Here is a 24,548-nt window from a genome sequence, read left to right as displayed (position 1 = left end):
TGGGGGAGGGGCGGCAGGCGGAACGGGCGGGCCGGCGCGGAAGGACGGGGACGAGAGCGGGGCGCCCCGGTCAGACCGTCCTGGTCAGGCGCAGCAGGTTCCACACGGCGGCGGCGCTCACGCCGTTCTGGAAGGCCAGGTACTCGGGCTCGATGTGCTGCGGCCGCCATTTGAGCTTGAAGGACTCCTGGGCCGCCGCGGGGTAGAGCGCCTGCCCTCTGCGGGCGAGCAGCTCCAGCACGCGCCGCAGGAACGGGCTGGACGGCCCGGGGCCTTCGGCGGGGTCGCCGAGCCGGACGAACGGGGTGAAGCCCAGGTGCAGCCAGCCGCAGCCCTCCTCCTGGAACTGCTTCAGGGCGCTGGCGAAGAGGAGGTCGACGGTGCCGGGAGGGGCCTCGGGCAACCGGCGCGTCAGGTCGTACAGCCAGCCCGCGCGTTCGCCGAAGACCGGTGAGTAGGAGACGTAGCCCACCGTGCGCCCCTGGTGGGCGGCGGTGAAGAGCCGCCGGTAGGGCCTGCCGGGGCCGCCCCGTTCCCCGATGAGGAAGTCCAGCTCCTTGACGTGCCGGCCCTTGGCCCGCAGCCACGCGGCGTCCACCCGGTCGAGGGCGGCGGCCCGGTCCGGATCGTCGGCCTCGCCCGGCGGGCGCTCCCGGACGCTCACGCCCTCGCGCCGTGCCCGGTTCACCATGTTGCGGACCTTGACCATGCGCTGGCCCCGGAGGCTGTAGCCGTCCAGCGCGATGCTGAAGGAGGCGCCGAGCTGGTTGACGACGAATCCGTGGCCGGCGTGGAGCAGGGCGTCGTCGTAGGAGAGCTGGACCGCGCCCACCCGCCGGCGCTCGCCGCGTGCCCGCTCCAGCAGCGCCGCGAGGACGCGCTCGCGGTCGTCGTACGCGCAGACCGGGCCGCACAGTTCGAACAGGTGCCGGCTGCCGCTCTCCCGGTAGGCGGCGAACCCGTCCAGGCCCGCCAGGGACAGCCGGCGGATACCGGTGTTCATGGTGAGGAAGGCGCTGCTGTGCCGGCCGTGGCGGCGCAGCACGTCCACCGCCTCGTCGTCGCCGAGAGCGGCCGGGGCGCTCACCGCACCGCCTCGCTCGGCCGCCGCCCGCTGCTCCGGCGCGGCCCCGGCGGCTTCTCCGGCCCCGCGTCGGACGGCGCCGCGTCGGACGGCGGCAGCGCGTACCAGGGCACGGTCGCGAAGGTCCGGAGCGCGGCGCCCACCGCCGGGTGCGCGGCGGGCTCGAAGGAGACGGTGAAGGACTTCACGAAGTTGCCGAAGAGGCCCCGGTCCCCGCACAGATGGATGGGGATCACGAGCAGTGCCCACTCGGGTCCCGCGGCCCAGATCCAGCCCGCGACGACCAGCCCCTGGAAGGCGAGGCTGTGCATCAGGTTGTAGAGCACGTAGTAGGCCCGGTGGATCCGCCCGTCACGGCTGCGCCGGAAGGCCACGGCCCCGGGCAGGTAGCCGATCACGTCGATGTACGCGAAGAGGACCACCGCCACCCACCAGCGGACCGCGCCGAGGTGGGTCACGAAGAACCCGGCCGCCACGGCGAGCCCGAGGAGGTACTCCAGCCTCAGCAGCCGGTAGGTGGTGGGCGTCTGGCACAGGTTGTGGGTGTCCATGCCTCAGCTCCGGCCCGCTGCCGCCGGGACCGCGCCGGCCCGCCGGGTACCGGTGAACCAGCCCGCCAGCGCCCGCGCCACGTTGTCCTTGAGCACCCGCTCCGCCGCCGGGTCGAGGAGCTGGGCGAGGCTGGCCACCCCGAAGTCGAAGCGGGCGGTGAAGCGGATCTCGCACCCCGAGGGAATCTCCCGTAGGCGCCAACTGCCCTCGAAGTGCTGGAAGTCGCCGTCCTCCTGCACGAAGTCGATCCGCAGGTTGTCCCGGTCGACGCGGTCGCGCTCGCTCCAGCGGAGCGTGCCGCTGCGGAAGTGGACCTCCCAGCGGCTCACGGACTCGCCCGGGTGCCGAGGGTCCGGGGTGACGGCCACCGACCGTACGTCGGGGGCGTGGGCGGCGAAGCCGGACAGGCCGGCCAGGGCGTCGAGCACCTCGGCGGGCGACTCGTCTACGAGCAGGGTCAACTCGGCACAGCGCATGGGCGGTTCTCTTCTTTCCAGGCGTTTCGACGGCTCTCGGCGAGTGCCGTGCAGGCGTGTTCGAAGGTGGTGAGCAGGATGTCCACGTCCCGGTCGGTGAGGACGGCGGGCGGGGTGAACCTGAGCACCGCGTGCGAGTTCAGCGAGTGGTTGGCGAGCACTCCGCGGGAGAGCAGCTCCAGCAGGAGTTCGGCGGTCAGGCCCGGTTCGGCCAGCTCGACCCCGATCAGCAGCCCGGCGCCCCGCACCTCCACCAGCAGATCTCCCAGGCGCTCCGCCGCGATCTGCCGGATACGGGGCAGCAGATGGCTGCCCAGCGCCTTCGCCCGGGAGACCAGGTCCTCCTCCCTGATGCAGGCGATGGCGGCCTCGGCCGCGGCCATCGCCACCGGCGCCGCGGAGAAGGTGGAGGTGTGCACGAAGGGGTCGCTGCCGAACGGCTGGAAGACCTCCCGGCTCGCCACCATGGCGGAGACGGGGATGACGCCGCCGGACAGTGCCTTGCCGACCAGCAGGATGTCGGGGACGACGCCCTCGCGGTCGGCTCCCCACCAGCTGCCGAGCCGGCCGAGCCCGGTCTGCACCTCGTCGAGCACCAGCAGCGCGCCGTGGGCCCGGCAGGAGGCCGCGACCTCCGAGAGGTAGCCCGGCGGCGGGAGGAGCACCCCGGCCTCCGCCTGCACCGGCTCCACGATCACACACGCGGTGTCGGCCGGGGCCTGCGCCAGCTCCTGTTCGAGCGCGGCGGCGTCCCCGTAGGGGAGGTGACGGACCCCGGGCAGCAACGGGAGGAACGGGCCGCGGTACATCGGGTTGCCGGTGGCCGACAGCGCGCCCATCGTCTTCCCGTGGTACCCGCCGTGCGCGGCCACCACCGTGGTCCTGCCGTGACAGCGCGCCAGCTTCAGCGCGGCCTCGACGGCCTCCGCGCCGGACCCGGCGAAGTGGACGTGGTCCAGGCCGGGCGGGGTGACGGCGGCGAGCGCCTCGGCGGCGGCGCCCGCGCGGGGCTCCAGCAGCATCCGGGTGGCCACGGGGTGGGTCGCGATCTGCTCCGTGACCGCCCGCACCACCCGCGGATGCCGGGCGCCCATCAACAGGACGCCGTAGCCACCGCAGTTGAGCAGGGCGCGCCCGTCCGTGGTGAACACCCAGGCGCCCGAGGAACCGCTCTCCACCAGCCCGCCGAAGAGCTCGCCGAGCGTCGCGCGGGCGGGGCTGAGATGGGCGCGGTAGCGGGCGGTCACCGCGGCCTTCGTCTCCTCTGGGGACCTGTCGTGCGCGGCGCCGCCGGGTGGTGCGGGGCGGTGTTCGGCTGCGGGGGCCGGGGGTGTGGTGTGCCCGCGGGTCCGGGCGGGGGGCGAGGTCATAGGGGCTCCAGGAGGAGGGGAACGGTGCCGGCCGGAGCCGGCGGTCCGGGGCTCAGGGCATGACGAACGGTGCACCGGCGAAGTAGGCGTCCAGAGGGGCCGCCGTGCTGGTGCGCGAGGGCGGGTGGAAGGCCAGGGCCCGTCCCGCTGCCAGCCGGTAGGCGACGTCGGAGGAGTGGATGAAGGCCATCCCGCCGAGGAGTTCGGCGGAGCTGCCCGACAGGTCGGCGACCGCGTCCTGGACGGCGTAGCGCACCGTCAGCGCGTCGGCGAGCGCACCCGTATGGGCCTCGCCGTCCTCCAGCCGCAGCGCGACGGCGTCGAGCTGGAGCAGGGCCGAGCGCAGCCGGGACCCGAGGGCGGCGCGGTCCGGGGCGCTGCCCCGGGACCGCCGGAAGACCTCCTCGACCAGCGCGGCCGCCAGGCCCGCGTAGACGCTGGAGATGATCAGCTGGAACCAGATCAGCCCGGTGCTGGTGAGCCGCTCGGCGTCGGCGGGGTCGTCGCCCAGCCGCAGCAGCTCCTCCGGGCCGCACGGGACCTCGTCGAAGCGCACCTCGTCGCTCTCCGCCCCGGCCAGGGCGAGGGTGTCCCAGAAGGGGTGCACGCTGATGCCCTCGGCCGCCGCGGGGACCAGCACGATGGCGGTCTCGGGCGCCCGGCCGTCCTCCGCCGTCAGCCGCACGCTCGCGGTGATCAGGTCCATGGACCGGGACAGGCTGCACGGCTTCTTCGACCCGGTCAGCCGGTAGCGGCCGTCCCCGTCCGGGCGTGCCGTCATCGTCGGCGCCAGCACGCCCTGCCCGGACGTCCCCTCCGCGAACGCCGAGGCCACCAGCAGCCGTTCGCCGGCCACCGCCCCGAGCAGCACGGGCACCAGGGGGTTCACGCTCTCCGGGACCCCCCGCAGGGTGGCGACGGAGAAGCCGTGCATCGCCACCGCGGCGCCGAGCGAGGGGGAGTACGACGAGAGGGCGGTCATCGCCCGCACCGCGTCCCGGGCGCCGGCGCCCGCCCCGCCGTGCGCGGTGGGGATCAGCAGCCCGGCGCCGCCGTACTTCCGGAACAGCCCGATGCCGGGGCTGCCCGGGCGCTCCAGTTCCGCCAGCGGGATGTCCGACAGCGCGGGGCACAGCCCCGGCAGCAGCCGGTCGCAGTGGGACCGTGCCTCGTCCAGCATCCTCATGACGCGCTCCTGTTGGTGTGGTCGGTGCCCGCGGCGGAGCCGAAGACGGCCTCGCGCGGCTGTACGCCGTGGGCGACGCTCACGCCCTGCAGCCGGGACGTGCGCAGCGGCGGATAGTTGGCCTCCCCGTACACCCCGCCGGTCAGGCCGGTGCCCCCATGGGTGGGCAGCGTGGGGAGGAAGCCGACGTGGGAGTCGTTGACCTTGAGCAGGCCCCCGTTGCGGACGTCGCGGACGAACCGGTCGACGACCCGGTCCTCCCGCGCCCACACCGAGTTCCGCAGCCCGTACGCGTTCTCGTTGAGGAAGGCCACCATCCGGTCCAGTACGAGGGCGTCGTCGCCGGGTTCGGCCACGACCACCGGGAGGAGCGGGAAGAAGGTCTCCTCGCGCACGGCATCGACGAGGCGCGCGCCGGCCAGGCCGTCCACCCGCAGCACGGTCGGCTGCAGGAAGGGGCCGTTGGCACTGACGGTGCCGTCGATCTCCATACGGTGCCCGCCCCGCAGCACCTGGGCGCCCGCGCCGGTCGCCTGGTCGAGGAAGGCGAAGAACTTCTCGCTGCGCACCACGGGGGAGAGCAGCGTCTCCGGGTCGTCGGGGTAGCCGGGCCGCAGCGCGTCCACGGCCTCGCCGAGCCGGTCCAGCAGCTCGTCCGCGATATCCGGGTGCACCACGGCGTAGTTGGGGACCATGCAGATCTGGCCGGAGCCGAAGAAGCACTCCGTCAGTGCCTGTACGGCGCGGCCGACGTCGGCGTCCCGCCAGATGGCGACGCCGTCGTTGCCGGCGAGTTCGAGGATCGGCTTCTTGCCCCGGGCGACGCACTTCGCTTCCAGGCGCAGCCCGACGTCGGAGGGGCCGATGTAGAAGATGTCGGCTACCGCCGGGTCGTTCAGCCAGGAATCCAGCACCTCCTGGGGCGCGGCGCAGAAGAAGTTCAGCGTCCCGGGCGGCGCGCCGGCCTCGTCGAGCGCCGGCACCAGGATCTCCCGCAGGACGTACATCGCGCCCAGGGGCGCGCTGCGCGGGACCCGGACCACCAGAGTGTTGCCGGCGAGCATCGCGGTGGCCGCCAGCAGCACGCTCGACAGCGGTGCGTTCTGCGGGGGGTTGGCGCAGACGACGCCGTCGGGCTGGCGGCGGACGAGCATCCTGCGGGGCCCGCGGGAGTACTCCTGGTGCAACTGGCCTGCGTAGAACCGGAGGTTCTCCTCGGAGTATCCGCCGAGGAGCCCCGCGAACTGCCACTCCGCGAGGACGCGCGGGTGCTGTTCCTGGATCAGCACCTCGATGATCTCCGACCGGTGCGCCTCCAGACGGCGGCGCACGGCCCGCCCGAGGGCGAAGATCCTTCTCTCCGCGGGCGCGGCCGCCCACTGCGGGAATGCGCCGGCAGCCGCTTTCACCGCCGCCTGCGCGGTCTCGCCGTCGGCGACCGAACAGCGGGCGAGCACATTCGGATTTCCCGGGTCCCCGGTGCCGCGTTCCAGCGCTCTTTTCGCCCGCAGCGTCGCGAAGACATCATTCAGCATGGCCCGCGCGCTCATGCAGTAGACGCTGTTGTCGGAGGGGACATCGGCTCCGCCGACAAAAGAGTGGTACGCGCGCGGTGCCGATTTCCGTACCGTTGGTGCGACAGAGGCGAATTCATCGTTCCCGTGGTGCGGGAAATCGGCGCAGAAGGATTCCTTGACCGAACCTTCCACCTGGAGATCATCCATTCCGAGAGAACTCCTTTCCGGCCTTCCGGCAGGGCGAGCAGTGCGTTACTTCCGCATTCCGGTGACCAGGAGCATGCTGAGTTCCTCGCCCCCCTGGAGAAGATTGCGAAAAGCCCCCATCCGCTCCACCACATACGGCAGGCTCCACAGATCCGTCACGTCGGCGGACCAGCCGTGGCGGCCCCACCAGTTCTCCGGATCCCGCAGCCGCCACGGCCATGGCGTCCCCGCCGCGGCCATGTCCTCCAGCCACGGCCGCATGAACGAGGACTGGGCGGTCTCGGCGTTGAGGCATTCGGCGCCCAGGCTGCTGCCCGGAGCCGACAGCCCGGACGCGGTGGCCACGAGCTCGGCCACCACCTCGGGTTCGAGGTAGTAGAGCAGCCCTTCGCACAGCCACGCCGTCGGTTCGGCCGGATCGAAACCGGCCGCGATCAGAGCCTCTGACCAGGGGCCTTGCAGGTCGGCCCGGACGGCGACGCGCTCGGCCGCCGCGGGAGCGCTGTCCGCGAGCACCGCCTCCTTGAAGGCGTGCACCGCCGGCAGGTCCACTTCGTACAGCCGGGTCCCCGCGGGCCAGTCGAGCCGCAGGGCCCGGGTGTCGAGGCCCGCCCCGAGCAGCACCACCTGCCGGCAGCCCGCGCCGGCGCGGGCCATGAGGTGGTCGTCGAAGAAGCGGGTGCGCACCGCCAGCCATTCGGGCAGCAGAACCTGGAACGCCCCCGCTCCGGGCGGGCCATGAAATCCCCCCGCGGCCGCCACGAATCGACCGGCCCAGGGGTCGCTGAACAATGCGTGCGGCTTACGGGATTCACCGGCCCGCATCTGCGCGGTCCACAGGGCGGTTTCGGAGACGCCGGCCAAAGAGATTTCGTCGTTCTGAGTCACCGGAAATCCCCCTCGCCGCGGAAACGCGGCCTGTCGGCGAAGACCATCGGTGAAGAGCCCTTAATGGTCCGTGTCGACCAATCCAAGAAGGCATCCTTTCATGCGGCACACGGCATGTCGACGCCGTACGCCAAACGGTCCAACGAGAAAGGATCCTACGGCGCGTGATCCGTGCACTTGCAAGACCGGTCTGATTGAAGGACACGGACGGATGAATAGTACGACCGCTTGCCGTTAAACTCGGTCGATGATTTCCGGCCACCCGTTTCCGGCCACCGGTTTTGGCCACTGCTTTCCTTTTCCCTGATGTTTCCCCGGTGTTTCCCGTACGGGGTTGCCCGCGCGATCCGGCCGCCGTTCCCCGGGGCGCAGGGGCGGATGCCGGACGCCCCCGCATCCCTGGGGGTCGGGTACCGGACACCGTGGTGGCCGGCCGCCCCCGGTGCCGTGGCCTCGACGACGCGCCCGGCAGTCCCATGTCGGCAAGAAAGCAGCCGTCGAAGGCCGGATCTCCGCCGTCGGACTTCGGTGTGCGCGCCATCGATGTTTCGCGGGGAGAGGCGGCAACGGTGTTGGGTGGGGGGCGAGTTGAGTGGGCTGGGCAAGTGTCAGGCTCGCGCTCCGGGTGGGCGGTGTCGGTGTCCGGTCCTGTGGCTGTGCGGGTGCCCTCGGCATCCGGCGGGTGTCAACTGCCCTACTGGGGCTGCCCGTTGAGGCGGTATCCGGGGCCGGCGGCGCACATGCAGGGATACGTCCGCAGTCGTAGCTCGTCCGCGATGGTCCTGCCCGACCCGACCCGACCCGACCCGGCCCGGCCCGGCCAGGTCCGACCCGTCTGACTCCTTCTCAGCCCGCTCGGCGCGTTCTCGTATCCGATGAACCGGCACGTTCCCGTATCCGCGGAAAGCGAAGAGTGGGCCGCGAGCCCTCTTCACCCGCTGTTTCGGAAACCGGTCCCGGGGCAACAGAGCACTGTCGGGATGACCGGCATGTTCAAAAAGGGCCGGCCCGCCGTATCCCTTTGTTCAGGGGGTGTGAGCAAGGGTGAACGGCGGGGGCATGGAGCCCGCAAGCGCATCGCGTTGAAGGGATTTGCATGAGTTCCACTGTCTGGGGTTACCTTCCCGATTCCGGGTACCGGGCGGGCACGGTCCTCGAGGGATACAGCGTCGAAGCCCTCGACGGAAGCATCGGCAAGGTCGACAAGCATTCCGACGAGGTGGATTCCGCGCACCTCGTCGTCGACACCGGTCCGTGGATCCTCGGACGGCGCGTCGTGCTGCCGGCCGGCACCGTGACCGGTATCGACCGTGAGGAGGAGAAGGTCTACGTCGGCCGCACCCGGCAGGAAATCAAGGACGCGCCCTCCTTCGAAGGGGACGAGCACGCGGGCAGCGCCGACTACCTCCATCAGGTCGGGGTATATTTCGGGGGATTTCCCCTGGTGTGAAGCGAACCCCGGCCGTCCGGGGCGGGTCCGGCGCCGGAGGAACCGGCCGCCGCCCGGCTCGCCGGCCTGCCCGGGGCGTTCACCCGTGCGGCGCCGTCGGTGGTGCGTGCGCACCGGGTCCGGGGAAGCCGTCAAAGAGCCTTCTCGTCGAAGTAGCCTTCTGTGCGGCCCCGTGGACGGGCGGCGGCGGAGCTCCAGGACGTGGAGATGGACCAGGCATGAGGTGAGAGCGTGACGGGTGCGCAGCGGACCCCGGTGAACAAAGCGGCTGAGGCGCGCGCCCGTGTTCACGAGCTGCTGAGCGCCCACCGCCCGCGGATCGATGAACTCTCCGTCATCGACGCCCTGCTGGTCACCTCGGAATTGGTCACCAACGCCCAGCGTCATGGCGACGGCCTTTCCGATTTCTCCGCCCGGATCGTGGCCGACCGCCTGGAAGTGACCGTCGCCGATCGCAGCCGCCGGCAACCCGCCACCGCCGCCGGTCGCGAGAAATACGCGGTCGGTGGATATGGCTGGCCGATGATTCAGCAACTCACCACCTGCGTCGTCATCATTCCCACCCCGGGTGGTAAAGCCATCACCGTGACCATTCCGCTCGCCTTCGACGGCGCATCCGGCTGATGCCGTCGCTGTGACGCCATCGCTGTGACGCCATCGCTGTGATGGCGTCGCTGTCATGTCGTCGTCGCCGTGACGCCGCTGCGGCGATACCGCCGCGGCCCGCCGGGCGCCCGCCGCCCCGTGCCCCGTGTCCGCCTCACCCCGCTCCCCGCCGTGGCACCGGCGAAGCGGCCTGAGAGTATTGCCGTCCTGCCGTGCGAGACAGTGCCCCGGGCGAGGGCGGCGCCCCGCCCGAGAGCGGTGCCCTCGCGCGAGCAGTGCCCCGGCGGCCGCGCCCGCCGGGCGGGCGGGCGGACAAGGGATACGGCGCCACCGGGACGGCGCGGGCGTATTGAGGTGGAAGTGTGATGCGGGGAGTACCTGCCAGAGCGGCCGAAGCGCGCAACTTCGTGCACGACCTGCTGCACAGGACAGCGAGCCCGGTCGACGACCTGGCCCTTGTCGACGCCCTCCTGGTGACCACCGAGCTGGTCACCAATGCCCAGCGGCACGCGGGCGGGCTCACCGGATTCACCGCGCGGATCGTCGACGGGTACCTGGAGCTGGCGGTCGAGGACGGCAGTGAGCACTGCCCCACCGCCCCCGCGCCCCGCCGTCCCGGCACCACGGGCGGATACGGCTGGCCCCTGATACAGCGGCTGGCCCGCACCGTCGACATCGCCCTGACCGCGACCGGCAAGACCATCCGTGTGACACTGCCGCTGTGAGGCCACCGGGCGGCGCGATCTCCTCGCGGCCCCCGGAAGACGATTGCCCCGCGCGGTGTCCGTGAGGGATGGTTGCCGAAGGGGAAGGGCCCCTGCCGGTTCTGTGAGGTGATGGGGTGGACGTGGTGAGCCCCGCATGGTGAAAAGTTCCGACACGCCCCCTTCGACCGCGCCGTTCCCCGGCATCGATGCCGCGTGGCGCTCCGCACCCCACCCCGTCCTGGTCACCGGCCCGTCCGGCGTCGTGCGCGCCGTCAACGACGCCGCCGCGCTGCTGTTCCCGGGCGCCGCGCCCGGCGCCGCGCTCGACGACGTCCTGCCCCGCTGGCTCGCCGAGGCTCACCGGCGCTTCACCGACCCGCTGCGGCCCGGCGACGCCGGGCCCGCCCGCGGACCCGCCGGCGACCGCAGCATCGAGGCCCGGCCGAGCCGCACGGAGCACGGCGACGTGGTGTGGTGGCTGGTCGACGACACCGCCCGCCGCTCGGCCGAGGACGCCCTGCGGGCGGAGCGCGAGCGCACCGCGTTTCTCGCCCAGGCGTCGACGGAACTCCTCGCCTCCCTGAACGCCGACCGGTGCACGGAGGTCACCGCCCGGCTCGCTGCCCAGCATCTGGCCGACGCGGCCGTCGTGATCGCGCCGCCCTCCGGACGGCGGCTGTCCGTGAGCTTCTGCGGGCCGGACGGGGAGGTGGTGCGCGAGAAGGTCCTCGCGGATCCCGCCTCCGTGCCGGGGCTGGCCGAAGCCCTGCAGGGGTTTCCGCCCGTCCCGTCGCGCTGGATAGATCCCGCGGCGGTGCCGGAGTGGGTGCGGCCGTCCTCGCTCGGCGCCATCGGCTCGGTCGCCGTCACCCCGCTCCCCGGCCACGGCGTGGCGGCCGGCGCGCTGATCCTGCTGCGGCGCTCCGACCAGGCCGCGTTCCACGAGCGCGAGGAGACCTTCGCCCGGCTGTTCGCCGCGCGCGCCGGCGCGGCGATGTCCGCCGCGCGGCTGTACGCGGAACAGGCCACGATCACCCGCACGCTGATGCGCGACCTGCTGCCGCCCCGGCTGCAGCAGGTGAGCGGGGTGGAGTTCGCCGGCGGCTACCGGGCCTCGAACGACACCGACCGCGTGGGGGGCGACTTCTACGACGTGCACGCCGGCGCCGGACCCGAGGAGGAGTCGCTGGTCGTCCTCGGGGACGTGTGCGGCAAGGGCCTGGAGGCCGCCGTACAGACCGGGAAGATCCGCAACACGCTGCACGCCCTGCTGCCGCTGGCCACCGATCACCAGCGGGTGCTGCACCTCCTCAACGGCGCGCTGCTCGACTCCCACCACACCCGCTTCGCGACCCTGGTCCTCGCCTCGGTGGCCCGGCGCGGCAACACCGTCCGCCTGCGGGTGACCAGCGCAGGGCACCCCGCCCCGCTCGTCGTCCGGGCGGACGGCCGGGTGGAGGAGGCCGACACCCGCGGGTCCCTCGTCGGCGCGCTGCCGGAGGTGACGTCCCGGACCGCCGCCTTCGACCTCGCTCCCGGGGAGTCGTGCCTGCTGTTCACCGACGGGATCACCGAAGCCTCCGGCGGGCCCCTGGGCGACGAACTCTTCGGAGACGAACGGCTGCGGTCGGCGCTGAGCGAGTGCGCGGGGATGCCGGCCGAGGCCGTCGTGGAGCGGATCCGGATGCTCGCCGCCCAGTGGGTGGGCAACGGGCGGCACGACGACATGGCCGTGGTCGCCATCACCGCACCCCGCCATGCGCACCCCGGCGCGGTGGACGGCGCCACCCGGGGCAGGTGTGCGTCATGACGCCCTCGCCCGCCGCGCCGTTGTCCCCGGCGCACCGCCTGACCTCCTACGTCGACGCCCTGTGGGACGCCGTCGTGTCCGTGGACGAGTACGCGGCCGTGCGCCAGGCGCTCGACGCGGTCGATGCCGGCATCCCGCCGGAGCAGGTGCTGCTCGACGTCATCGCCCCCGTCCAGCACCGGGTCGGCGAGCACTGGGCGGCGAACCGGATGACCGTGGCGCAGGAGCACGCCGCGACGGCCATCAACGACCGGGTCGTCGCGGCCCTCGCCCACCACCGGCCGGCCGAGGAGTCCGCGCGGCGCGGGCGGATCACGGTGGCCTGCGTCGACGGCGAGTGGCATGCGCTGCCCGCGCGTCTCCTCGCCGAGGTGCTGCGGCTGCGCGGCTGGCAGGTCGACTTCCTCGGCGCGCAGGTCCCCGCCCCGCACCTGATCGCCCATCTGCACCGGACCGGGCCGCAGGCGGTCGCCCTGTCCAGCTCGATCGCCACCCGGCTGCCCACCGCCCACGCGGCGATCACCGCCTGCCAGGCCGTGGGAGTCCCCGTCCTGGTCGGCGGCGCCGCGTTCGGGCCCGACGGCCGCTACGCCCGCCTCCTCGGCGCCGACGCCTGGGCCCCCGACGCCCGCACCGCCGCCGACTTCCTCGCCGAGGGGATGCCGGCCACCACGCCCCCGGCACTCGGCCACCAGCCGGTCGACGACCTGCCGCACCTGTCCGACCAGGAGTACTCCCTGGTGGCACGGACCGGGCCCCAGTTGGTCAAGGAGACCCTGGTGCGGCTGGAAGAGCGCTTCCCCGCGATGCGCGACTACTCCGTCCAGCAGCGGCAGCACACCGCGGAAGACCTCGCGCACATCACCGAGTTCCTCGCCACCGCCCTCTACACCGATGACGACGAGCTGTTCAGCGGATTCCTGGTGTGGACCGGTTCGATCCTCACCACCCGCGGGGTCCCCGCCCACTCCCTGTACCCGGCGCTGGACGCCCTCGGCGAACAGCTCAAGGACTTCCCACGCGCCCGGCGCATCCTGGCCCACGCCCGCCGGGCCCTCGACCACGGCCCCGACTCCGGATCCTCCGCATGACCGCTCACCCGCCCGGCGACGGCCTCACCGTCACCACCCCGGACCGCCGCACCGCGCACCTCCACCTCTCCGGGGAGCTCGACCACACCACCGCGGAGGAGTTGCTCGCCGCCGCCCTCCAGCAGATCGCCGCCCAGCCGCACCTGCGCGACCTCCACCTCGACTGCGCGCACGTCCGGGCCTGCGACCCGATGGGCCTCTCCCTCCTGCTGGCCCTGCACCGCCGCACCAGTGCCGCCGGCATCCACCTCCACCTCGACGCCCGCCCACCCGCCATGGACCGCCTCCTGACCGTCACCGGCACCCTCACGCACCTCACCTCCCCGCCGGGGGAGCAGGGCACCGTCCCGGCGGGCTGACGGAGCCGGGCACCGTCACCACGGGCTGATGCGGCAGGGGCTGTTCCTCCGTCACGGAGGGCGGGGCAGACCCCTGCAACGGACGCCCGCCCTCTGGCGTTTGTGCCGCGGGGCCTTTGAACGGGCGTCCCCGGGGCATACGCGAGGTCAGCAGTGTTTGCCTACCGGAGGGAGAGACCATCATGGGCATCGGCGGATGCATCGGTCTGATCGCAGTGGGTGCCATTCTGACGTTCGCCGTGGACTGGCACCTGTCCAGCGTCAACCTCGACCTGGTCGGGCTCATCATGATGGCCGTGGGCGTGATCGGCCTGGCGGCCTATGTGAGCATCCTCAAGCGGCGCCGCGTCCAGCCGCCGTCTCCCGGGGCTCCGGTGGTCGACGTCGAGGAGACGCGTACCTACCGGTGACGGACGGGCCGGTGGGTACGGGCCGGGCGCCCCGGGAACACATCCCGCCGCTCCCGCGCCGCCGGCACCTCCGGCCCCGTGGTGATCCCTGACGGGGCCGACGGACAGCGCAGCGGGCGACAGCCGCATTGCCGGGAGAGGCAGTTGATGACAGACCACCGCACGGCGGAAGCGGCTTCCGTCCCGGGAGGAGCGAGCGGCACGGCGGGCGGGGACTACCTCCCCATCGCCGAACACGGCCTGATCGGCGACCTGCGCACGGCCGCGCTGGTCGGGACCGACGGCCGGATCAACTGGTTCTGCGCCCCGCGCTTCGACTCGCCCAGCATCTTCGGCTCGCTGCTCGACGCCCGCGACGGCGGACACTGGCACCTCGGCCCCGTGGGCGAGGTCGCCAAACGGCAGCAGTACTACTTCCCCGACACCAACATCCTGATGACGCGGATGCTGACCGGCGACGGCATCGTCGAGATCCAGGACTTCATGCCCCTGCGGGCGGAGGGGGACCAGGGCCACCGGCAGCGTCTGGTGCGCCGGGTGGTCGCCGTCCGGGGAAGCGCCCGCATGCGTACGGTCGTCGCGCCGCGGATGAACTACGGCCGCGACCCGCACAAGGCCGAATCCCAGCCGCACGGTGTGCGCTTCACGAGCGAGGCGCTGGACGTCTCGCTCCAGGCGAGCGTGACCCTGCACACCGAGGACCAGGACGCGGTCGGTGAATTCGACCTGGCGGAAGGCCAGTCGGCGCTCTTCGTCCTGGAGTCCACCGCGCCCACCCACGCCGAGCCGGCCGTCGACCTGGTCGACGCGCAGGCCGCCGAGGAGCTGTTCCGCTCCACCGTACGGTTCTGGCGCCAGTGGCTGAGCCGGTCCACCTACACCGGCCGCTGGCGCGAGATGGTGCACCGCTCCGCGCTGACCCTCAAACTCCTCACCCACGAGCCCACCGGCGCCATCGTCGCCGCACCGACCCTCGGGCTCCCCGAACAGGTCGGCGGCGAACGGAACTGGGACTACCGCTACGTCTGGATACGTGACGCCGCCTTCTCCCTCCACGCCCTGCTGCGCCTGGGCTTCACCCGCGAGGCCGAGGCATTCATCGGCTGGCTGACCCGCTGCCTGCGCGGAGCCCGCGACGACGGCCAGGTGCCGCTGCGCGTGCTGTACTCCATCGACGGCGACGCGGAGCTGCCCGAGCAGCTCCTCGACCACTGGGAGGGCTACCGGGGCTCGGCCCCCGTCCGGGTGGGGAACGGCGCCGCCGGCCAGCTCCAGCTGGACATCTACGGTGAACTGTTCGACGCCGTCTACCTGTTCAACAAGCACGGCGACGGCATCTCGCACGAGAGCTGGACGGACCTGTGCTCCCTCCTCGACTGGCTCCTGGAGCACTGGGACGGCCCCGACGCGGGCATCTGGGAGACCCGGGCCGGCCGGCAGCGCCACACCTATTCGCGGGTGATGTGCTGGGTGGCGGTGGAGCGCATGATCAGAATGGCCCGGCAGCGCGGCCTGCCGGGTGATCTGGGGCGCTGGACGGCGGAACGCGACAAGATCTACCACCAGATCATGGAGCAGGGCTGGAGCGAGAAGGACCAGACCTTTGTCCAGCGCCTCAGCGGCGACCCGGAGCAGCCGCCGGAGAGCATTCTGGACGCCTCGCTCCTGGTGCTGCCGATGGTGAAGTTCCTGTCGCCCAAGGACCCGCGATTCCGCTCCACCGTGCGGGCGATCGGCGAAGGTCTCGTCACGGACAGCCTGGTGTTCCGCTACGACCCGAAGGTGTCTCCCGACGGTCTGGACGGTACCGAGGGGACCTTCTCGATCTGCTCGTTCTGGTGGGTCGAGGCACTCGCGCGCACCGGGCGGACCGACGAGGCCAGGGTGGCCTTGGAGAAGATGTTCACCTACGCCAACCATCTCGGCCTGTATGCCGAGCAGATAGGGATGACGGGCGAGCATCTGGGGAATTTCCCGCAGGCATTCACCCACCTCGCACTGATCAGCGCGGCCACCGGCCTGGACGGTTTCCTGGGCTGAGCGGCCCTTCGCCGCCCGTTCCCGTCACCGCATTCCGGGCGGGGTGCCGCAGTGGGAATGCCCCTCGTCGTCGACCGTGATCCGCCGGGAATGCCCGTCGGAATCCAGGGCACGCGCTGTGTGACGAAGGAACAGGATACGGCGCCGGGACAGGAAACCGGGACAGGAAACGCCTCGCTGCCGGCGGAACAATGCCGACCGCCGGCCCGGGGATGGGCATACTTGCAGTCGTCGCCTCGGGAGCCTTTCCCGGTCTTGATGTGTCACTCCATAACAGCTCGGAATTTCCCGGCATCCCCGAGTGAAGCGCTGTCCAGCCGACGAGAACCGAAGGGCAGGAAGACTGTGGCTGAATTTCTCACCGACCTCAAAACGCTCCGCGAGCGCGCACGCCGCGAGATGGACAAGGGGCCGATCACCGAGGCGTACGGGGCCGATGTGACCCGCGTCCTGCAGGTGCTCAACGAGGCGCTGGCCACGGAAATCGTGTGCACCCTGCGGTACAAGCGGCACTACTACACCGCCTCCGGTCTCTATTCGGAACCGGTCGCCGCGGAGTTCCTGGAGCACGCCGCGGAGGAGCAGCAGCACGCCGACAAACTGGCGCAGCGCATCGTCCAGCTCGGCGGCAAGCCCGACTTCAACCCGGACACGCTCACCTCGCGTGCGCACGCCGAATACGACGCCAGCCCCGATCTCATCGACATGATCAAGGAAGATCTGGTCGCCGAACGCGTGGCCATCGCCTCGTACACCGAGATCGCCAAGTGGCTGGGCGACGGCGATCCGACCACCCGGCGCGTCTTCGAGGAACTCCTGGCGCAGGAGGAGGAACACGCGGACGACCTGCGAGGACTGCTGGAACGCATTCCGCACGAGAAGAAGCGCGGTTGACGCGGGCCACGGCAGTCGGCCTGATGACGGCGGTCGGTGGCGGCACCCCGGGACCAGGGGAGCCGCCGACCGCCGTCGGCCGGTGCGGGCGCGGTGGCGGGGGCGTTCAGCCCTCCAGGGCGCGCGGCACGTTGTCGGCGAGCGTGAAGTATCCGGCGGTGCCGGTGACTTCGAAGAGCCGGCGGACGACCTCGTGGAACGGCCCGGCGACGATCAGCTTGCGGTCCTGCCGGTGGTGGTCCCGCTGGGCGGCGAGCAGTACATGCAGCACGGTGGAGTCGGCGAAGTCGGCGAGCGACAGGTCGATGACGGTACGCGGAGCGCCGGAGTCCTTCGCCAGCGCGCAGGCCTCTTCCAGGAGAGGCGCGCTGTCGTGATCGAGGGACCCGCTGACACGGACGACGAAGACCTCGTCCTCGACAGCGTGAGTCACCACAGCCGGTGTATGAACGTACATGTCCGCCAGCATGCCATGAGTTTCGGGCACAGGTTCTAGGCAGTCTCCGCTTCGGCCGATCGAGGGACCCCGAAGGCCGCCGAAGACCCGTCACAGGGCACCCGGAGTCTCCTCCGAACGGGGCGCGACGCCGCCGTCGGAACCCCTCCCGGCACAACGCCGGAACTCTCCCGCGAAGCGTCCGGCGCGGTGCCGGTCAGCCACCGGCGAAAATGATCCGGAAGTGCGCGGATGGCTTCCTCCGGTACACCGCCTGCGCCACTCGGCGGGGTGATTCCTGCACCATTCCGCATAACCGCCACGGAGCCGGGCAATGGGCGTGCTCACACGACCTGAATTCCGGAGGTGAACCATGAACGCGGTTTTCGAGGACGTATCGGACGCAAAACTGCAAGGGGCTCACGACGGGCTGTCACCGCGCGCCGGAGAATCTTCCACCACGCTTCCTCGGATCGAGGATGCCGGGAGCGTCGCTCCCCATGACGCCAAGGCCCTGTCGCCGCTGTTCTTCGAGCGGCTCGGGGAACTCGACGAAGGCACCGCCGAGTATCAGTACGCGCGCAACACGCTCATCGAGATGAACCTGTCCCTGGTGCGCTACGTGGCCTCCCGGTACCGAAGCCACGGTGACCAGATGGAGGACATCGTCCAGGTGGGCACGATCGGTCTGATCAAGGCCATCGACCGGTTCGACCGATCCCGCCGGACGGAGTTCGCCGCCTTCGCCATCCCCCACATCCTGGGGGAGATCAAGCGGTTCTTCCGCGACACCAGCTGGGCGGTCCACGTCCCCCGTCGACTGCAGGAACTCCGCGCCGACCTGGCCCTGGCCACGGAACAGCTGTCCATGCTGCTGGACCGCCAGCCCACCGTCAAAGAGCTCGCCGAGCACATGCAGCTCACCGAGGAGGAGGTCATCGAGGGCCTCGTGGCCGCCAACGGCTACTCGGCCGTCTCCTTGAACGTGACGTGCGACAGCGACGCGGCGCCGGGCGACGGGCCGACCTTCGCCGACGTCCTCGCCGCCGCCGACCCCGCCACCGAGCGCGTCGAGGACCGGTGCACCCTGGCCTCGCTGCTGAAGCTGCTCAGCGACCGCGACCGCCTCATCATCCAGCTGCGCTTCGGCCAGGAGCTGACCCAGGCGCAGATCGGGGCGGTGCTCGGGGTGTCCCAGATGCATGTCTCACGCCTGCTCGCCCGCATCATCACGCAACTGCGCAACGGCATGCTCAGCCAGAAGTGACCTCGGCGCGGGCCGCTTTCGATCCGGCGCCGCGGAAGGAGAGCGACGCCGGAACACGCGGGAGGGGCCACGGCTCTCATGCCGTGGCCCCTCCCGCATGGGTGTGCCGGTCAGTGCTTGAAAGCGTCCTTGGCCTTCTCCTTGGCACCGCGGAGATCTCCCTTGGACTCCTTTGCGGCACCTTCGGCGGCGGCGCTCTCGTTTCCGACCGCGCGGCCCGCTTCCTTCTTGACCTTTCCGCCGGCCTGCTCGGCGACGGCCTTGGCCTTTTCGCTGGCACTCATGGTGTGGTCCTTCCGTTGGCGGCACATTTCGGGTGCCCCCGCGTCGCGCCCTCAAACGACGGCGGAATACGGGGGAGGAGCGGCGGCGGCCCGGAGCGCGCACCGCGCTGGAGGTGAGTCCCCTTGCGGGGCGGCACGCGCCCCGGACCGTGCTCGACGTGTGCCCCTGGACGCGCCGCTGATGCCCCGGCCCCCGTCCGCGGGCCGCTTCGCCGACGGCTTCAGATTCGTTTCCGGTTCGTAGGCATGGTGGTGTGGGATCGGGGTAGGCGGCCGCTGCAGCGTCCGCGGGTGCCGGGCGCGCGGGAAGGCGAGATGATCACCATCGTGAGCGAGACCACGACCGAGCAGGGGTACGCCGACACGGACTCCGTACTGCCGGAGGTGACGCAGCCGCAGAAGGTGGCCCCGCGCGACGCGAAGGAGCTGTCGAAGCAGTTCTTCGAGCGGCTCCAGGTCCTCGAAGAGGGCACGCACGAGTACCAGTACGCGCGCAACACCCTCATCGAGATGAACATGTCGATGGTGCGCTATGTCGCCCGCCGCTACCGCAACCGCGGCGACGACATGGAAGACGTCATCCAGGTGGGCACGATCGGTCTGATCAAGGCCATCGACCGGTTCGAGCTCTCGCGCGAGGTGGAGTTCTCCACCTTCGCCGTCCCGTACATCCTGGGGGAGATCAAGCGGTTCTTCCGTGACACCGGCTGGGCCGTCCATGTGCCCCGCCGCCTCCAGGAGCTGCGCAGCGACCTGGCCAAGGCCAAGGAGCACCTCGCCGCCTCCCTCGACCGCGACCCCACCGTCCGGGAACTGGCCGCGCACCTGAACCTGTCGGAGGAGGAGGTCATCGAGGGCATCGTCGCCGCCAACGGCTACACCGCCGGCTCGCTGGACACCCCCGCCGACCCGGACCCCTCGGAGCAGCGGCGCACCCTCGTCGACGTCCTGGGCGAGAACGACCCGGCGCTGGAGGCCGTCGAGGACCTGCATGTGCTGGCTCCGCTGCTGGACACGCTCGACGCGCGCGAACGCCGCCTGATCGAGCTGCGGTTCGGCCAGGAGATGACCCAGTCGCAGATCGGTGCCGAACTCGGCGTCTCCCAGATGCACGTCTCCCGGCTGCTGACCCGCACGCTGTCCAAGCTCCGGGCCGGCATGCTCACCGACCGCTGAGACCGCCGCCCGCCGCGGTGCCGGACGGCGCCGCGGCAGTCGTCAGCGGCCCCGCACTTCTCCCGCCGGTGCCGTCACCAGCAGTTTTCGCTGGTGACGGCACCGGCGTTCGGCTGTCCGGACCGTTCCCCGCCGCCCATGGGGCGATTTCACGCCATCGGTGTGTAGGGCGGCAGCGGGCGGGCATCCGCAGCGTTGAATCGCTTCACCTGCGGAAAGGAACCGGACGATGCTGATGGCCCACCCTGCGGTGCTGCTGGAACTCGTCGAGGAGTACGAGGCGTTGGAGCTGCTGCACGCCCGCCAGGGCAAGGCCGAGGTGCGCCGGAGGATGGAGGACGTCGCCTACACCCTGTGCGTCTCCACCGGCACCCGCGAGGTGGACGCGGCGCTGGCCGCCGCCCGCCATCGGCTGCCGGGTGCCGGGGTGCGGGACGACTCGCTCCTCGCGGGCTGACCGCCCGCTCGCCCCGGGGGAGTGTGATGCGGGCGCCTGCTGCCCCGGAAGGCGCTCAGTCCGGCAGGCGGGTGGGCAGCGAGGCACGCACCTCGTACCAGCCGTCCGCGCGCGGCCCGGCCTGGACGCTGCCGCCCAGCGAGGACGCCCGTTCCCGCATCCCCAGCAGCCCGTGGCCCGTGCCCGGCCCGCGCCGCGCCTCCGTGACCACCGGGCTGTTGGCGACGCGTATGCCGAGGTCGGACGGGCCGTGCGCGATCTCCAACTCGACCCGGCAGCCCGGTGCGTGCCGCAACGCGTTGCTCAGAGCCTCCTGCACGATCCGGTAGGCCGACAGCTCGACGCGCTGGGGCACCGGCCTGGGGGTGCCGTCCACGGACCAGTCGATCCGCAGGCCCGCCCCGAGGACGTTGGCCACCAGTTCCCCGACGTTGTCGAGGGTGGGCTGGGGCGTGTAGCGGTTGTCCGGAATCTCTTCCTCCGACCGCAGCATGCCCAGGATGTGCCGCAGCTCGGTCAGGGCCGCCAGCGCGTTCTCCCGGATGCTGCCGAAGCTGTCGCTCAGCTCCTGGGGAGGCTCGGCCACCCGGTAGGGCGCGGCCTCCGCCTGCACGGCGACCACGGACATGTGATGGGCGACCACGTCGTGCAGCTCGCGGGCGATGCGGGTGCGCTCCTCCAGCAGGGCCCGGCGGGAGCGTTCGAACTCGGTCAGCGCCTCCTGCTTCCGCAGCTCCCGCCGGCTGTCCAGCCACCCGCGGACGGCCGTGACGACCACCAGCCCGAACGCCGACAGCAGCGCCCACGGCAGCAGGCCGTTCAACTCGACCCGGGGCGACAGCACGACGGTCAGCGCCCCGCCCACGAGCAGGGTGAGGGCCCACTGCGCGACGTACACCCGCGGCCGGACCCGGCCGGCGACGATCAGGCTGACGACGAGGTGCGCCATCAGGCCCGGCGCCGTCCACGGCCACGGCCCCGCGCCGTCCAGGGCGGCGGCACCCAGGTGGGCGGCGCCGATCGCGTACGGCAGCGCCGCTGTCAGCGACAGCCACCAGGCGGCCGCCGGCCGGTACAGGGCCAGTACGAGGGCCGGGGCCTGGGCCCAGGCGGTGAGCGCCGACAGCGCCCGCACCGGGCCGGGCTGCCCTTCGGTGATCAGGGTGCCCGAGATGCCCAGATCCACCGCGGCCAGGGCGGCGAGGACCAGCGGCAGATACCGCCGCACGCGCCCCTCGGGCCGGGCCGCGGGAGCCGGCGCGCCGGGACGGAACGGTGAGAGGTCGCGGCCCAGTGCCTGCGCGGCGGCCAGGAGCGGTCGCGCGCCGAACGCGTGCCGCCCCGACCGCGCCGGGGCGGTGAGGTTGTCCGGAGTCACCCGGCCATCGTACGGAGGCACCGTGGCGCGGCGGCCGCGGCGAACCGGACAACGGCCACGTACGGCCGGGGCCCGCATGATCGGTGATACCTGAGAGCTACCGCCGAATACCCCGGAGCTACCCGCCAGTTGGCTCTTGAGCGGGATGTCGCTGCCGCCGCCGAAATCTAACGTTGTGGCCTGTCGGGGGAGGAACGGGGGACGGGGGAACGGCGGCCGCGCACGCGGCGAAGGCGGGGGAGGGGCATGCGCGCATGCCACGGGGAGCCCCTGTCCGCGTGTGCGCGCCGTTCCCCCGAGAACACGCGCCCGTCCGCATCAAGAACGCCCCACCCGGTGGAGGAAAAGTGGAATCCATAACCGTCGACCACATCGGCACCCTGTACGTGAAGTACCAGGACGACCTGCGGGCGGTGCGGGACGCCCAGCGCACGTTTCTCCGGGACCGGGGCAGGACGATGAAGGCACAACTCGACGACTACGAAGCGGAGATGACCTATCTCCTCCTCCGTGACCTGCGCCCCGAGGTCGTCGTGGAGATCGGCACGTTCCACGGCTGGTCGACGATGTGGATCCTCAGCGCGCTCCGCGACAACGGGGCCGGGCACCTGCACTCCTTCGACATCGTCGACAACGTGGTGCGCAATGTGCCGCGCGAACTCGCCGCCGACCGCTGGACGTTCACCCAGGGCGACATCCAGCAGCACCCGGAGAAGATCCCCGCCGAGAAGACCGACTACCTCTTCGTCGACGCGGACCACGGCGCGCGATTCGCCCGCTGGTACATCGAGAACCTGTTCCCCGCCGTCCCGCCGCGGACGCCCGCCAGCGTCCACGACGTCTTCCACGGCCGGCGCCCCAAGCCGTTCAGCGAAGGGTCGGTCATCGTGAAGTGGCTGGCCGACCGGAACATCGACTTCCTCACCCCGTCCACCGCCAAGGCGCCCCAGGTGACCGAGCAACTCGCCCTCGTGAAGAAGGACGTGGGCCTCGACGAGCCGGTCAGGGACAGCGACCACAACCCGATGATCTTCTTCACGCTGCCCTGAGGGGCGGTGGACCGAAAGCGATTCCAGGGTCCACCTGGCATGATCGCGGCGTGACCGGTGAACGAGTGCGGCCCGAACCCAGGATGTGTGTGCTCTTCGACGTCGACGGCACATTGATCGACGCCGTGGACAACCAGCGCCGGGTCTGGGCGACGTGGGCGGGGCGATACGGCGTGGACGCGGACGAGGTGCACCGGGTGGCGCTGCGGACGCGGCCGTGGGAGACCTTCGCGAGAGTGGTCCCGGACCAGGACCCGCAGGAGTGCCTGGCGGCGCTGCACGCATTGGAGGACGAGGACGTCCGGTCCGGCGTCTACGGGGCCTTCGACGGCGCCTCGGAGCTGCTGGGTGCTCTGCCCTCGGGGGCGTGGGCGCTGGTGACCTCCAACTACGAGCACCGGGTGCGCGGGCGATTCGCCCGCACCGGTCTGCCGGTCCCGGAGATCATCGTGGACGCGGCCGCGGTGGAAGAGGGCAAGCCCTCGCCCGTGCCGTACCTGCGGGCCGCCGAGCGGCTCGGTGCCCGGCCCGAGGACTGCCTGGTCGTGGAGGACGCCCCCTCCGGAGTCGAAGCGGGCCTGCGGGCCGGCATGACGGTCTGGGGCGTCAACAGCGCGACTGCCGTGGACGGCGTCCACCGCCACTTCACGAGCCTGCGCGAAGCGGTCCCCGACATCCTCGCCTTCGCCCGGCGCGGGGGGCCCAGTGGGCCGCAGGGCTGAGTACGGGGAGACCTTGGACCTCCCTCGCGCCCCCGTTTCCCCGAAGGGGGACACGGCTTGACTTGTCGCTCTTCGTCCGGTTAATGCCTTGCCGATGGTCCCGGCGCCCCGCACTGTCATGGGGTCAACCACCGGATCCGGCCAAGGTCTCACGATGAATGAACACAGCACCGCGATATCCACCGACCCCCTGCGCGCGGACGGCGTACGCACCGACGCGCTGCGCGCCGAACTGGAACGCTTCATCCAGACCCGGGAGTTCAGCTGCCTGGGTGCCCGCGCCGCACTGAAACGCCGTGGTCTCACCCACCGGCACTACCGAAGACTGGGCGACGAGGCGTCGGCGGAAGAGAACCACCGCGACCTCGTGGCGTATGTCGACGCCGTCCGTCCCCTGCTGTCCGACCAGAGCTTCCGCACCTTCGTCGCGACGTTCGAAGAGCCCGGCACGGTCGACGAGCACGCCTACGAGGAACTCCTCTGGCGGCATCTGCAGCACATGCACGACCTCGACAGCCGCACCTTCGGCCTGGACGCGGGAGCATCCTCCGACCCCGAGCAGGCCCATTTCGGATTCCACGCGGGCGGGCACGCCTTCTTCGTCGTCGGGATGCACCCCGGCTCGTCCCGGGCGAGCCGCCGCTTCACGACGGCGGCCATCGCCTTCAACTCCCTCACCCAGTTCACGCTCCTCGGCGAGAACTTCTACTCGATGCAGGACGCGATCCGTCGGCGCGAGGCCAAGAACAACGGTTCCGTCAATCCGAGTTTCACGGAGTACGAGTACGAACAGCCCGCCCGGCACTACTCGGGGCGGTTCACCGAAGAGGACTGGAAGTGCCCTTACACCTCGCGGCACCCACCGGCCACCGAGGACTACACCCAGGGCCTTCTCCCGCACAAGCGGTGAGCCCGCGCCCCTTCCCGTCTCCCATCCCGTCACCGCCGCCCGGGACATGCCGCCGACGGCGTAATGGCCGGGCCGGGCCCGCCAGCCGCGTCAGGCTGTGCTGTCTTGATCGCGGCCGCGTCGGGAGCCCGGGTGGACAGGTGGGGTGAGCGGATCTTTCAGCGGAACGGTCGTGGGGACGGCAGCGGACCGGACCGCCCGCCGGGCGCAGGACGCCGGGGC

The 24,548-nt window shown here is 71.7% G+C and carries 25 protein-coding genes; 15 read left to right on the top strand and 10 right to left on the bottom strand.

From position 1 onward, the window contains the following. Positions 1–70: 70 nt before the first annotated feature. The 7 genes from K7396_RS09195 to K7396_RS09165 form a co-directional block, all read right to left on the bottom strand. Positions 71–1,087 (bottom strand): DUF2156 domain-containing protein, encoded by a 1,017-nt coding sequence (locus tag K7396_RS09195; protein ID WP_223659823.1) that lies wholly within the window; start codon positions 1,085–1,087, stop codon positions 71–73. Continuing rightward, positions 1,084–1,635 carry a hypothetical protein gene (locus tag K7396_RS09190; protein WP_223659821.1) on the bottom strand — a complete coding sequence of 184 codons (552 nt, stop codon included), beginning with the start codon at positions 1,633–1,635 and terminating at the stop codon, positions 1,084–1,086. Before K7396_RS09190 ends, K7396_RS09195 begins: the two co-directional genes overlap by 4 nt. 3 nt (positions 1,636–1,638) lie before the next feature. Further along, positions 1,639–2,097: a type II toxin-antitoxin system RatA family toxin gene (locus tag K7396_RS09185; RefSeq protein WP_170314255.1), complete on the bottom strand. Its 459-nt coding sequence runs from the start codon at positions 2,095–2,097 to the stop codon at positions 1,639–1,641. Further along, complete coding sequence (locus K7396_RS09180; RefSeq protein WP_152104273.1) at positions 2,094–3,482, bottom strand: aspartate aminotransferase family protein; 1,389 nt, start codon at positions 3,480–3,482, stop codon at positions 2,094–2,096. Before K7396_RS09180 ends, K7396_RS09185 begins: the two co-directional genes overlap by 4 nt. A gap of 52 nt (positions 3,483–3,534) precedes the next feature. Continuing rightward, positions 3,535–4,668, bottom strand: a complete 1,134-nt coding sequence (locus K7396_RS09175; RefSeq protein WP_152104274.1) for an acyl-CoA dehydrogenase family protein — start codon at positions 4,666–4,668, stop codon at positions 3,535–3,537. Continuing rightward, entirely contained in the window at positions 4,665–6,203 is a 1,539-nt protein-coding gene (locus tag K7396_RS09170) for an aldehyde dehydrogenase family protein (RefSeq protein ID WP_223659819.1), read from the bottom strand. Before K7396_RS09170 ends, K7396_RS09175 begins: the two co-directional genes overlap by 4 nt. A gap of 234 nt (positions 6,204–6,437) precedes the next feature. Next, the gene (locus K7396_RS09165; RefSeq protein WP_223659814.1) at positions 6,438–7,280 is read right to left on the bottom strand and encodes an SAM-dependent methyltransferase; all 843 of its coding nucleotides are present in this window, start codon (positions 7,278–7,280) and stop codon (positions 6,438–6,440) included. 1,096 nt (positions 7,281–8,376) lie between these two features. On the opposite strand from K7396_RS09165, the gene K7396_RS09160 reads away from it, so the two are divergent. From K7396_RS09160 to K7396_RS09120, 9 genes are all read left to right on the top strand, one after another. Further along, a complete protein-coding gene (locus K7396_RS09160) occupies positions 8,377–8,730 on the top strand; it encodes a PRC domain containing protein (protein WP_086720082.1) in 354 nt (117 codons plus the stop codon). A 231-nt stretch (positions 8,731–8,961) separates the two neighbouring features. Beyond that, positions 8,962–9,354, top strand: a complete 393-nt coding sequence (locus K7396_RS09155; protein WP_223659813.1) for an ATP-binding protein — start codon at positions 8,962–8,964, stop codon at positions 9,352–9,354. Between the two features lie 347 nt (positions 9,355–9,701). After that, positions 9,702–10,061: an ATP-binding protein gene (locus tag K7396_RS09150; protein WP_086720081.1), complete on the top strand. Its 360-nt coding sequence runs from the start codon at positions 9,702–9,704 to the stop codon at positions 10,059–10,061. Between the two features lie 136 nt (positions 10,062–10,197). Continuing rightward, positions 10,198–11,853 carry a PP2C family protein-serine/threonine phosphatase gene (locus tag K7396_RS09145; RefSeq protein WP_086720080.1) on the top strand — a complete coding sequence of 552 codons (1,656 nt, stop codon included), beginning with the start codon at positions 10,198–10,200 and terminating at the stop codon, positions 11,851–11,853. After that, a complete protein-coding gene (locus K7396_RS09140) occupies positions 11,850–12,944 on the top strand; it encodes a cobalamin B12-binding domain-containing protein (protein ID WP_086720079.1) in 1,095 nt (364 codons plus the stop codon). The genes K7396_RS09145 and K7396_RS09140 overlap by 4 nt, the downstream gene beginning before the upstream one ends. Then, positions 12,941–13,303: an STAS domain-containing protein gene (locus tag K7396_RS09135; protein ID WP_086720077.1), complete on the top strand. Its 363-nt coding sequence runs from the start codon at positions 12,941–12,943 to the stop codon at positions 13,301–13,303. Before K7396_RS09140 ends, K7396_RS09135 begins: the two co-directional genes overlap by 4 nt. 182 nt (positions 13,304–13,485) lie before the next feature. Further along, positions 13,486–13,713, top strand: a complete 228-nt coding sequence (locus K7396_RS09130; RefSeq protein ID WP_086720076.1) for a DUF6458 family protein — start codon at positions 13,486–13,488, stop codon at positions 13,711–13,713. Positions 13,714–13,860: 147 nt separating this feature from the next. Then, complete coding sequence (locus tag K7396_RS09125; RefSeq protein ID WP_086720074.1) at positions 13,861–15,753, top strand: glycoside hydrolase family 15 protein; 1,893 nt, start codon at positions 13,861–13,863, stop codon at positions 15,751–15,753. A gap of 345 nt (positions 15,754–16,098) precedes the next feature. Beyond that, positions 16,099–16,647, top strand: coding sequence for a ferritin-like domain-containing protein (locus tag K7396_RS09120; protein ID WP_086720072.1), 549 nt, complete (start codon positions 16,099–16,101; stop codon positions 16,645–16,647). Between the two features lie 106 nt (positions 16,648–16,753). Here K7396_RS09120 and K7396_RS09115 read toward each other — a convergent pair whose 3' ends face one another. Then, entirely contained in the window at positions 16,754–17,083 is a 330-nt protein-coding gene (locus K7396_RS09115; protein WP_223659810.1) for an STAS domain-containing protein, read from the bottom strand. A 373-nt stretch (positions 17,084–17,456) separates the two neighbouring features. Between K7396_RS09115 and K7396_RS09110 the strand changes: the two genes are divergently transcribed. After that, positions 17,457–18,350 (top strand): SigB/SigF/SigG family RNA polymerase sigma factor, encoded by an 894-nt coding sequence (locus K7396_RS09110; protein WP_086720068.1) that lies wholly within the window; start codon positions 17,457–17,459, stop codon positions 18,348–18,350. Positions 18,351–18,460: 110 nt separating this feature from the next. On the opposite strand, the gene K7396_RS09105 is transcribed toward K7396_RS09110, so the two are convergent. Beyond that, the gene (locus tag K7396_RS09105) at positions 18,461–18,634 is read right to left on the bottom strand and encodes a CsbD family protein (RefSeq protein WP_086720066.1); all 174 of its coding nucleotides are present in this window, start codon (positions 18,632–18,634) and stop codon (positions 18,461–18,463) included. Between the two features lie 315 nt (positions 18,635–18,949). Between K7396_RS09105 and K7396_RS09100 the strand changes: the two genes are divergently transcribed. Beyond that, on the top strand, positions 18,950–19,810 hold the full coding sequence (locus tag K7396_RS09100) for an RNA polymerase sigma factor SigF (protein WP_086720064.1): 861 nt from the start codon (positions 18,950–18,952) through the stop codon (positions 19,808–19,810). A 229-nt stretch (positions 19,811–20,039) separates the two neighbouring features. Then, on the top strand, positions 20,040–20,267 hold the full coding sequence (locus tag K7396_RS09095) for a DUF5133 domain-containing protein (protein WP_086720062.1): 228 nt from the start codon (positions 20,040–20,042) through the stop codon (positions 20,265–20,267). Positions 20,268–20,322: 55 nt separating this feature from the next. Here the strand turns inward: K7396_RS09095 and K7396_RS09090 are convergent, their stop codons facing one another. Further along, positions 20,323–21,645 (bottom strand): sensor histidine kinase, encoded by a 1,323-nt coding sequence (locus K7396_RS09090; protein WP_223659808.1) that lies wholly within the window; start codon positions 21,643–21,645, stop codon positions 20,323–20,325. A 347-nt stretch (positions 21,646–21,992) separates the two neighbouring features. Here K7396_RS09090 and K7396_RS09085 point away from each other — a divergent pair, with 347 nt between their 5' ends. From K7396_RS09085 to gntA, 3 genes are all read left to right on the top strand, one after another. Beyond that, positions 21,993–22,694 carry a class I SAM-dependent methyltransferase gene (locus tag K7396_RS09085; RefSeq protein ID WP_208629102.1) on the top strand — a complete coding sequence of 234 codons (702 nt, stop codon included), beginning with the start codon at positions 21,993–21,995 and terminating at the stop codon, positions 22,692–22,694. Positions 22,695–22,777: 83 nt separating this feature from the next. Next, positions 22,778–23,416, top strand: coding sequence for an HAD family hydrolase (locus K7396_RS09080; RefSeq protein WP_086716826.1), 639 nt, complete (start codon positions 22,778–22,780; stop codon positions 23,414–23,416). Between the two features lie 154 nt (positions 23,417–23,570). Next, complete coding sequence (gntA, locus tag K7396_RS09075) at positions 23,571–24,326, top strand: guanitoxin biosynthesis heme-dependent pre-guanitoxin N-hydroxylase GntA (protein WP_086716827.1); 756 nt, start codon at positions 23,571–23,573, stop codon at positions 24,324–24,326. Positions 24,327–24,548: the final 222 nt, after the last annotated feature.

This window comes from Streptomyces angustmyceticus (genome assembly GCF_019933235.1).
In the GTDB taxonomy this organism is placed as follows: domain Bacteria; phylum Actinomycetota; class Actinomycetes; order Streptomycetales; family Streptomycetaceae; genus Streptomyces; species Streptomyces angustmyceticus.
The sequence above is the reverse complement of the archived record's forward strand: the minus strand, read 5'-3'. Positions and strand labels throughout refer to the sequence as shown.

Coding starts and splice junctions, on each gene's coding strand:
- K7396_RS09190 (WP_223659821.1), bottom strand. CDS start 1,635: ATGGACACCCACAACCTGTGCCAGACGCCCACCACCTACCGGCTGCTG.
- K7396_RS09180 (WP_152104273.1), bottom strand. CDS start 3,482: ATGACCTCGCCCCCCGCCCGGACCCGCGGGCACACCACACCCCCGGCC.
- K7396_RS09175 (WP_152104274.1), bottom strand. CDS start 4,668: ATGAGGATGCTGGACGAGGCACGGTCCCACTGCGACCGGCTGCTGCCG.
- K7396_RS09170 (WP_223659819.1), bottom strand. CDS start 6,203: ATGCTGAATGATGTCTTCGCGACGCTGCGGGCGAAAAGAGCGCTGGAA.
- K7396_RS09160 (WP_086720082.1), top strand. CDS start 8,377: ATGAGTTCCACTGTCTGGGGTTACCTTCCCGATTCCGGGTACCGGGCG.
- K7396_RS09150 (WP_086720081.1), top strand. CDS start 9,702: ATGCGGGGAGTACCTGCCAGAGCGGCCGAAGCGCGCAACTTCGTGCAC.
- K7396_RS09145 (WP_086720080.1), top strand. CDS start 10,198: ATGGTGAAAAGTTCCGACACGCCCCCTTCGACCGCGCCGTTCCCCGGC.
- K7396_RS09140 (WP_086720079.1), top strand. CDS start 11,850: ATGACGCCCTCGCCCGCCGCGCCGTTGTCCCCGGCGCACCGCCTGACC.
- K7396_RS09135 (WP_086720077.1), top strand. CDS start 12,941: ATGACCGCTCACCCGCCCGGCGACGGCCTCACCGTCACCACCCCGGAC.
- K7396_RS09130 (WP_086720076.1), top strand. CDS start 13,486: ATGGGCATCGGCGGATGCATCGGTCTGATCGCAGTGGGTGCCATTCTG.
- K7396_RS09125 (WP_086720074.1), top strand. CDS start 13,861: ATGACAGACCACCGCACGGCGGAAGCGGCTTCCGTCCCGGGAGGAGCG.
- K7396_RS09110 (WP_086720068.1), top strand. CDS start 17,457: ATGAACGCGGTTTTCGAGGACGTATCGGACGCAAAACTGCAAGGGGCT.
- K7396_RS09105 (WP_086720066.1), bottom strand. CDS start 18,634: ATGAGTGCCAGCGAAAAGGCCAAGGCCGTCGCCGAGCAGGCCGGCGGA.
- K7396_RS09100 (WP_086720064.1), top strand. CDS start 18,950: ATGATCACCATCGTGAGCGAGACCACGACCGAGCAGGGGTACGCCGAC.
- K7396_RS09095 (WP_086720062.1), top strand. CDS start 20,040: ATGCTGATGGCCCACCCTGCGGTGCTGCTGGAACTCGTCGAGGAGTAC.
- K7396_RS09080 (WP_086716826.1), top strand. CDS start 22,778: ATGTGTGTGCTCTTCGACGTCGACGGCACATTGATCGACGCCGTGGAC.
- gntA (WP_086716827.1), top strand. CDS start 23,571: ATGAATGAACACAGCACCGCGATATCCACCGACCCCCTGCGCGCGGAC.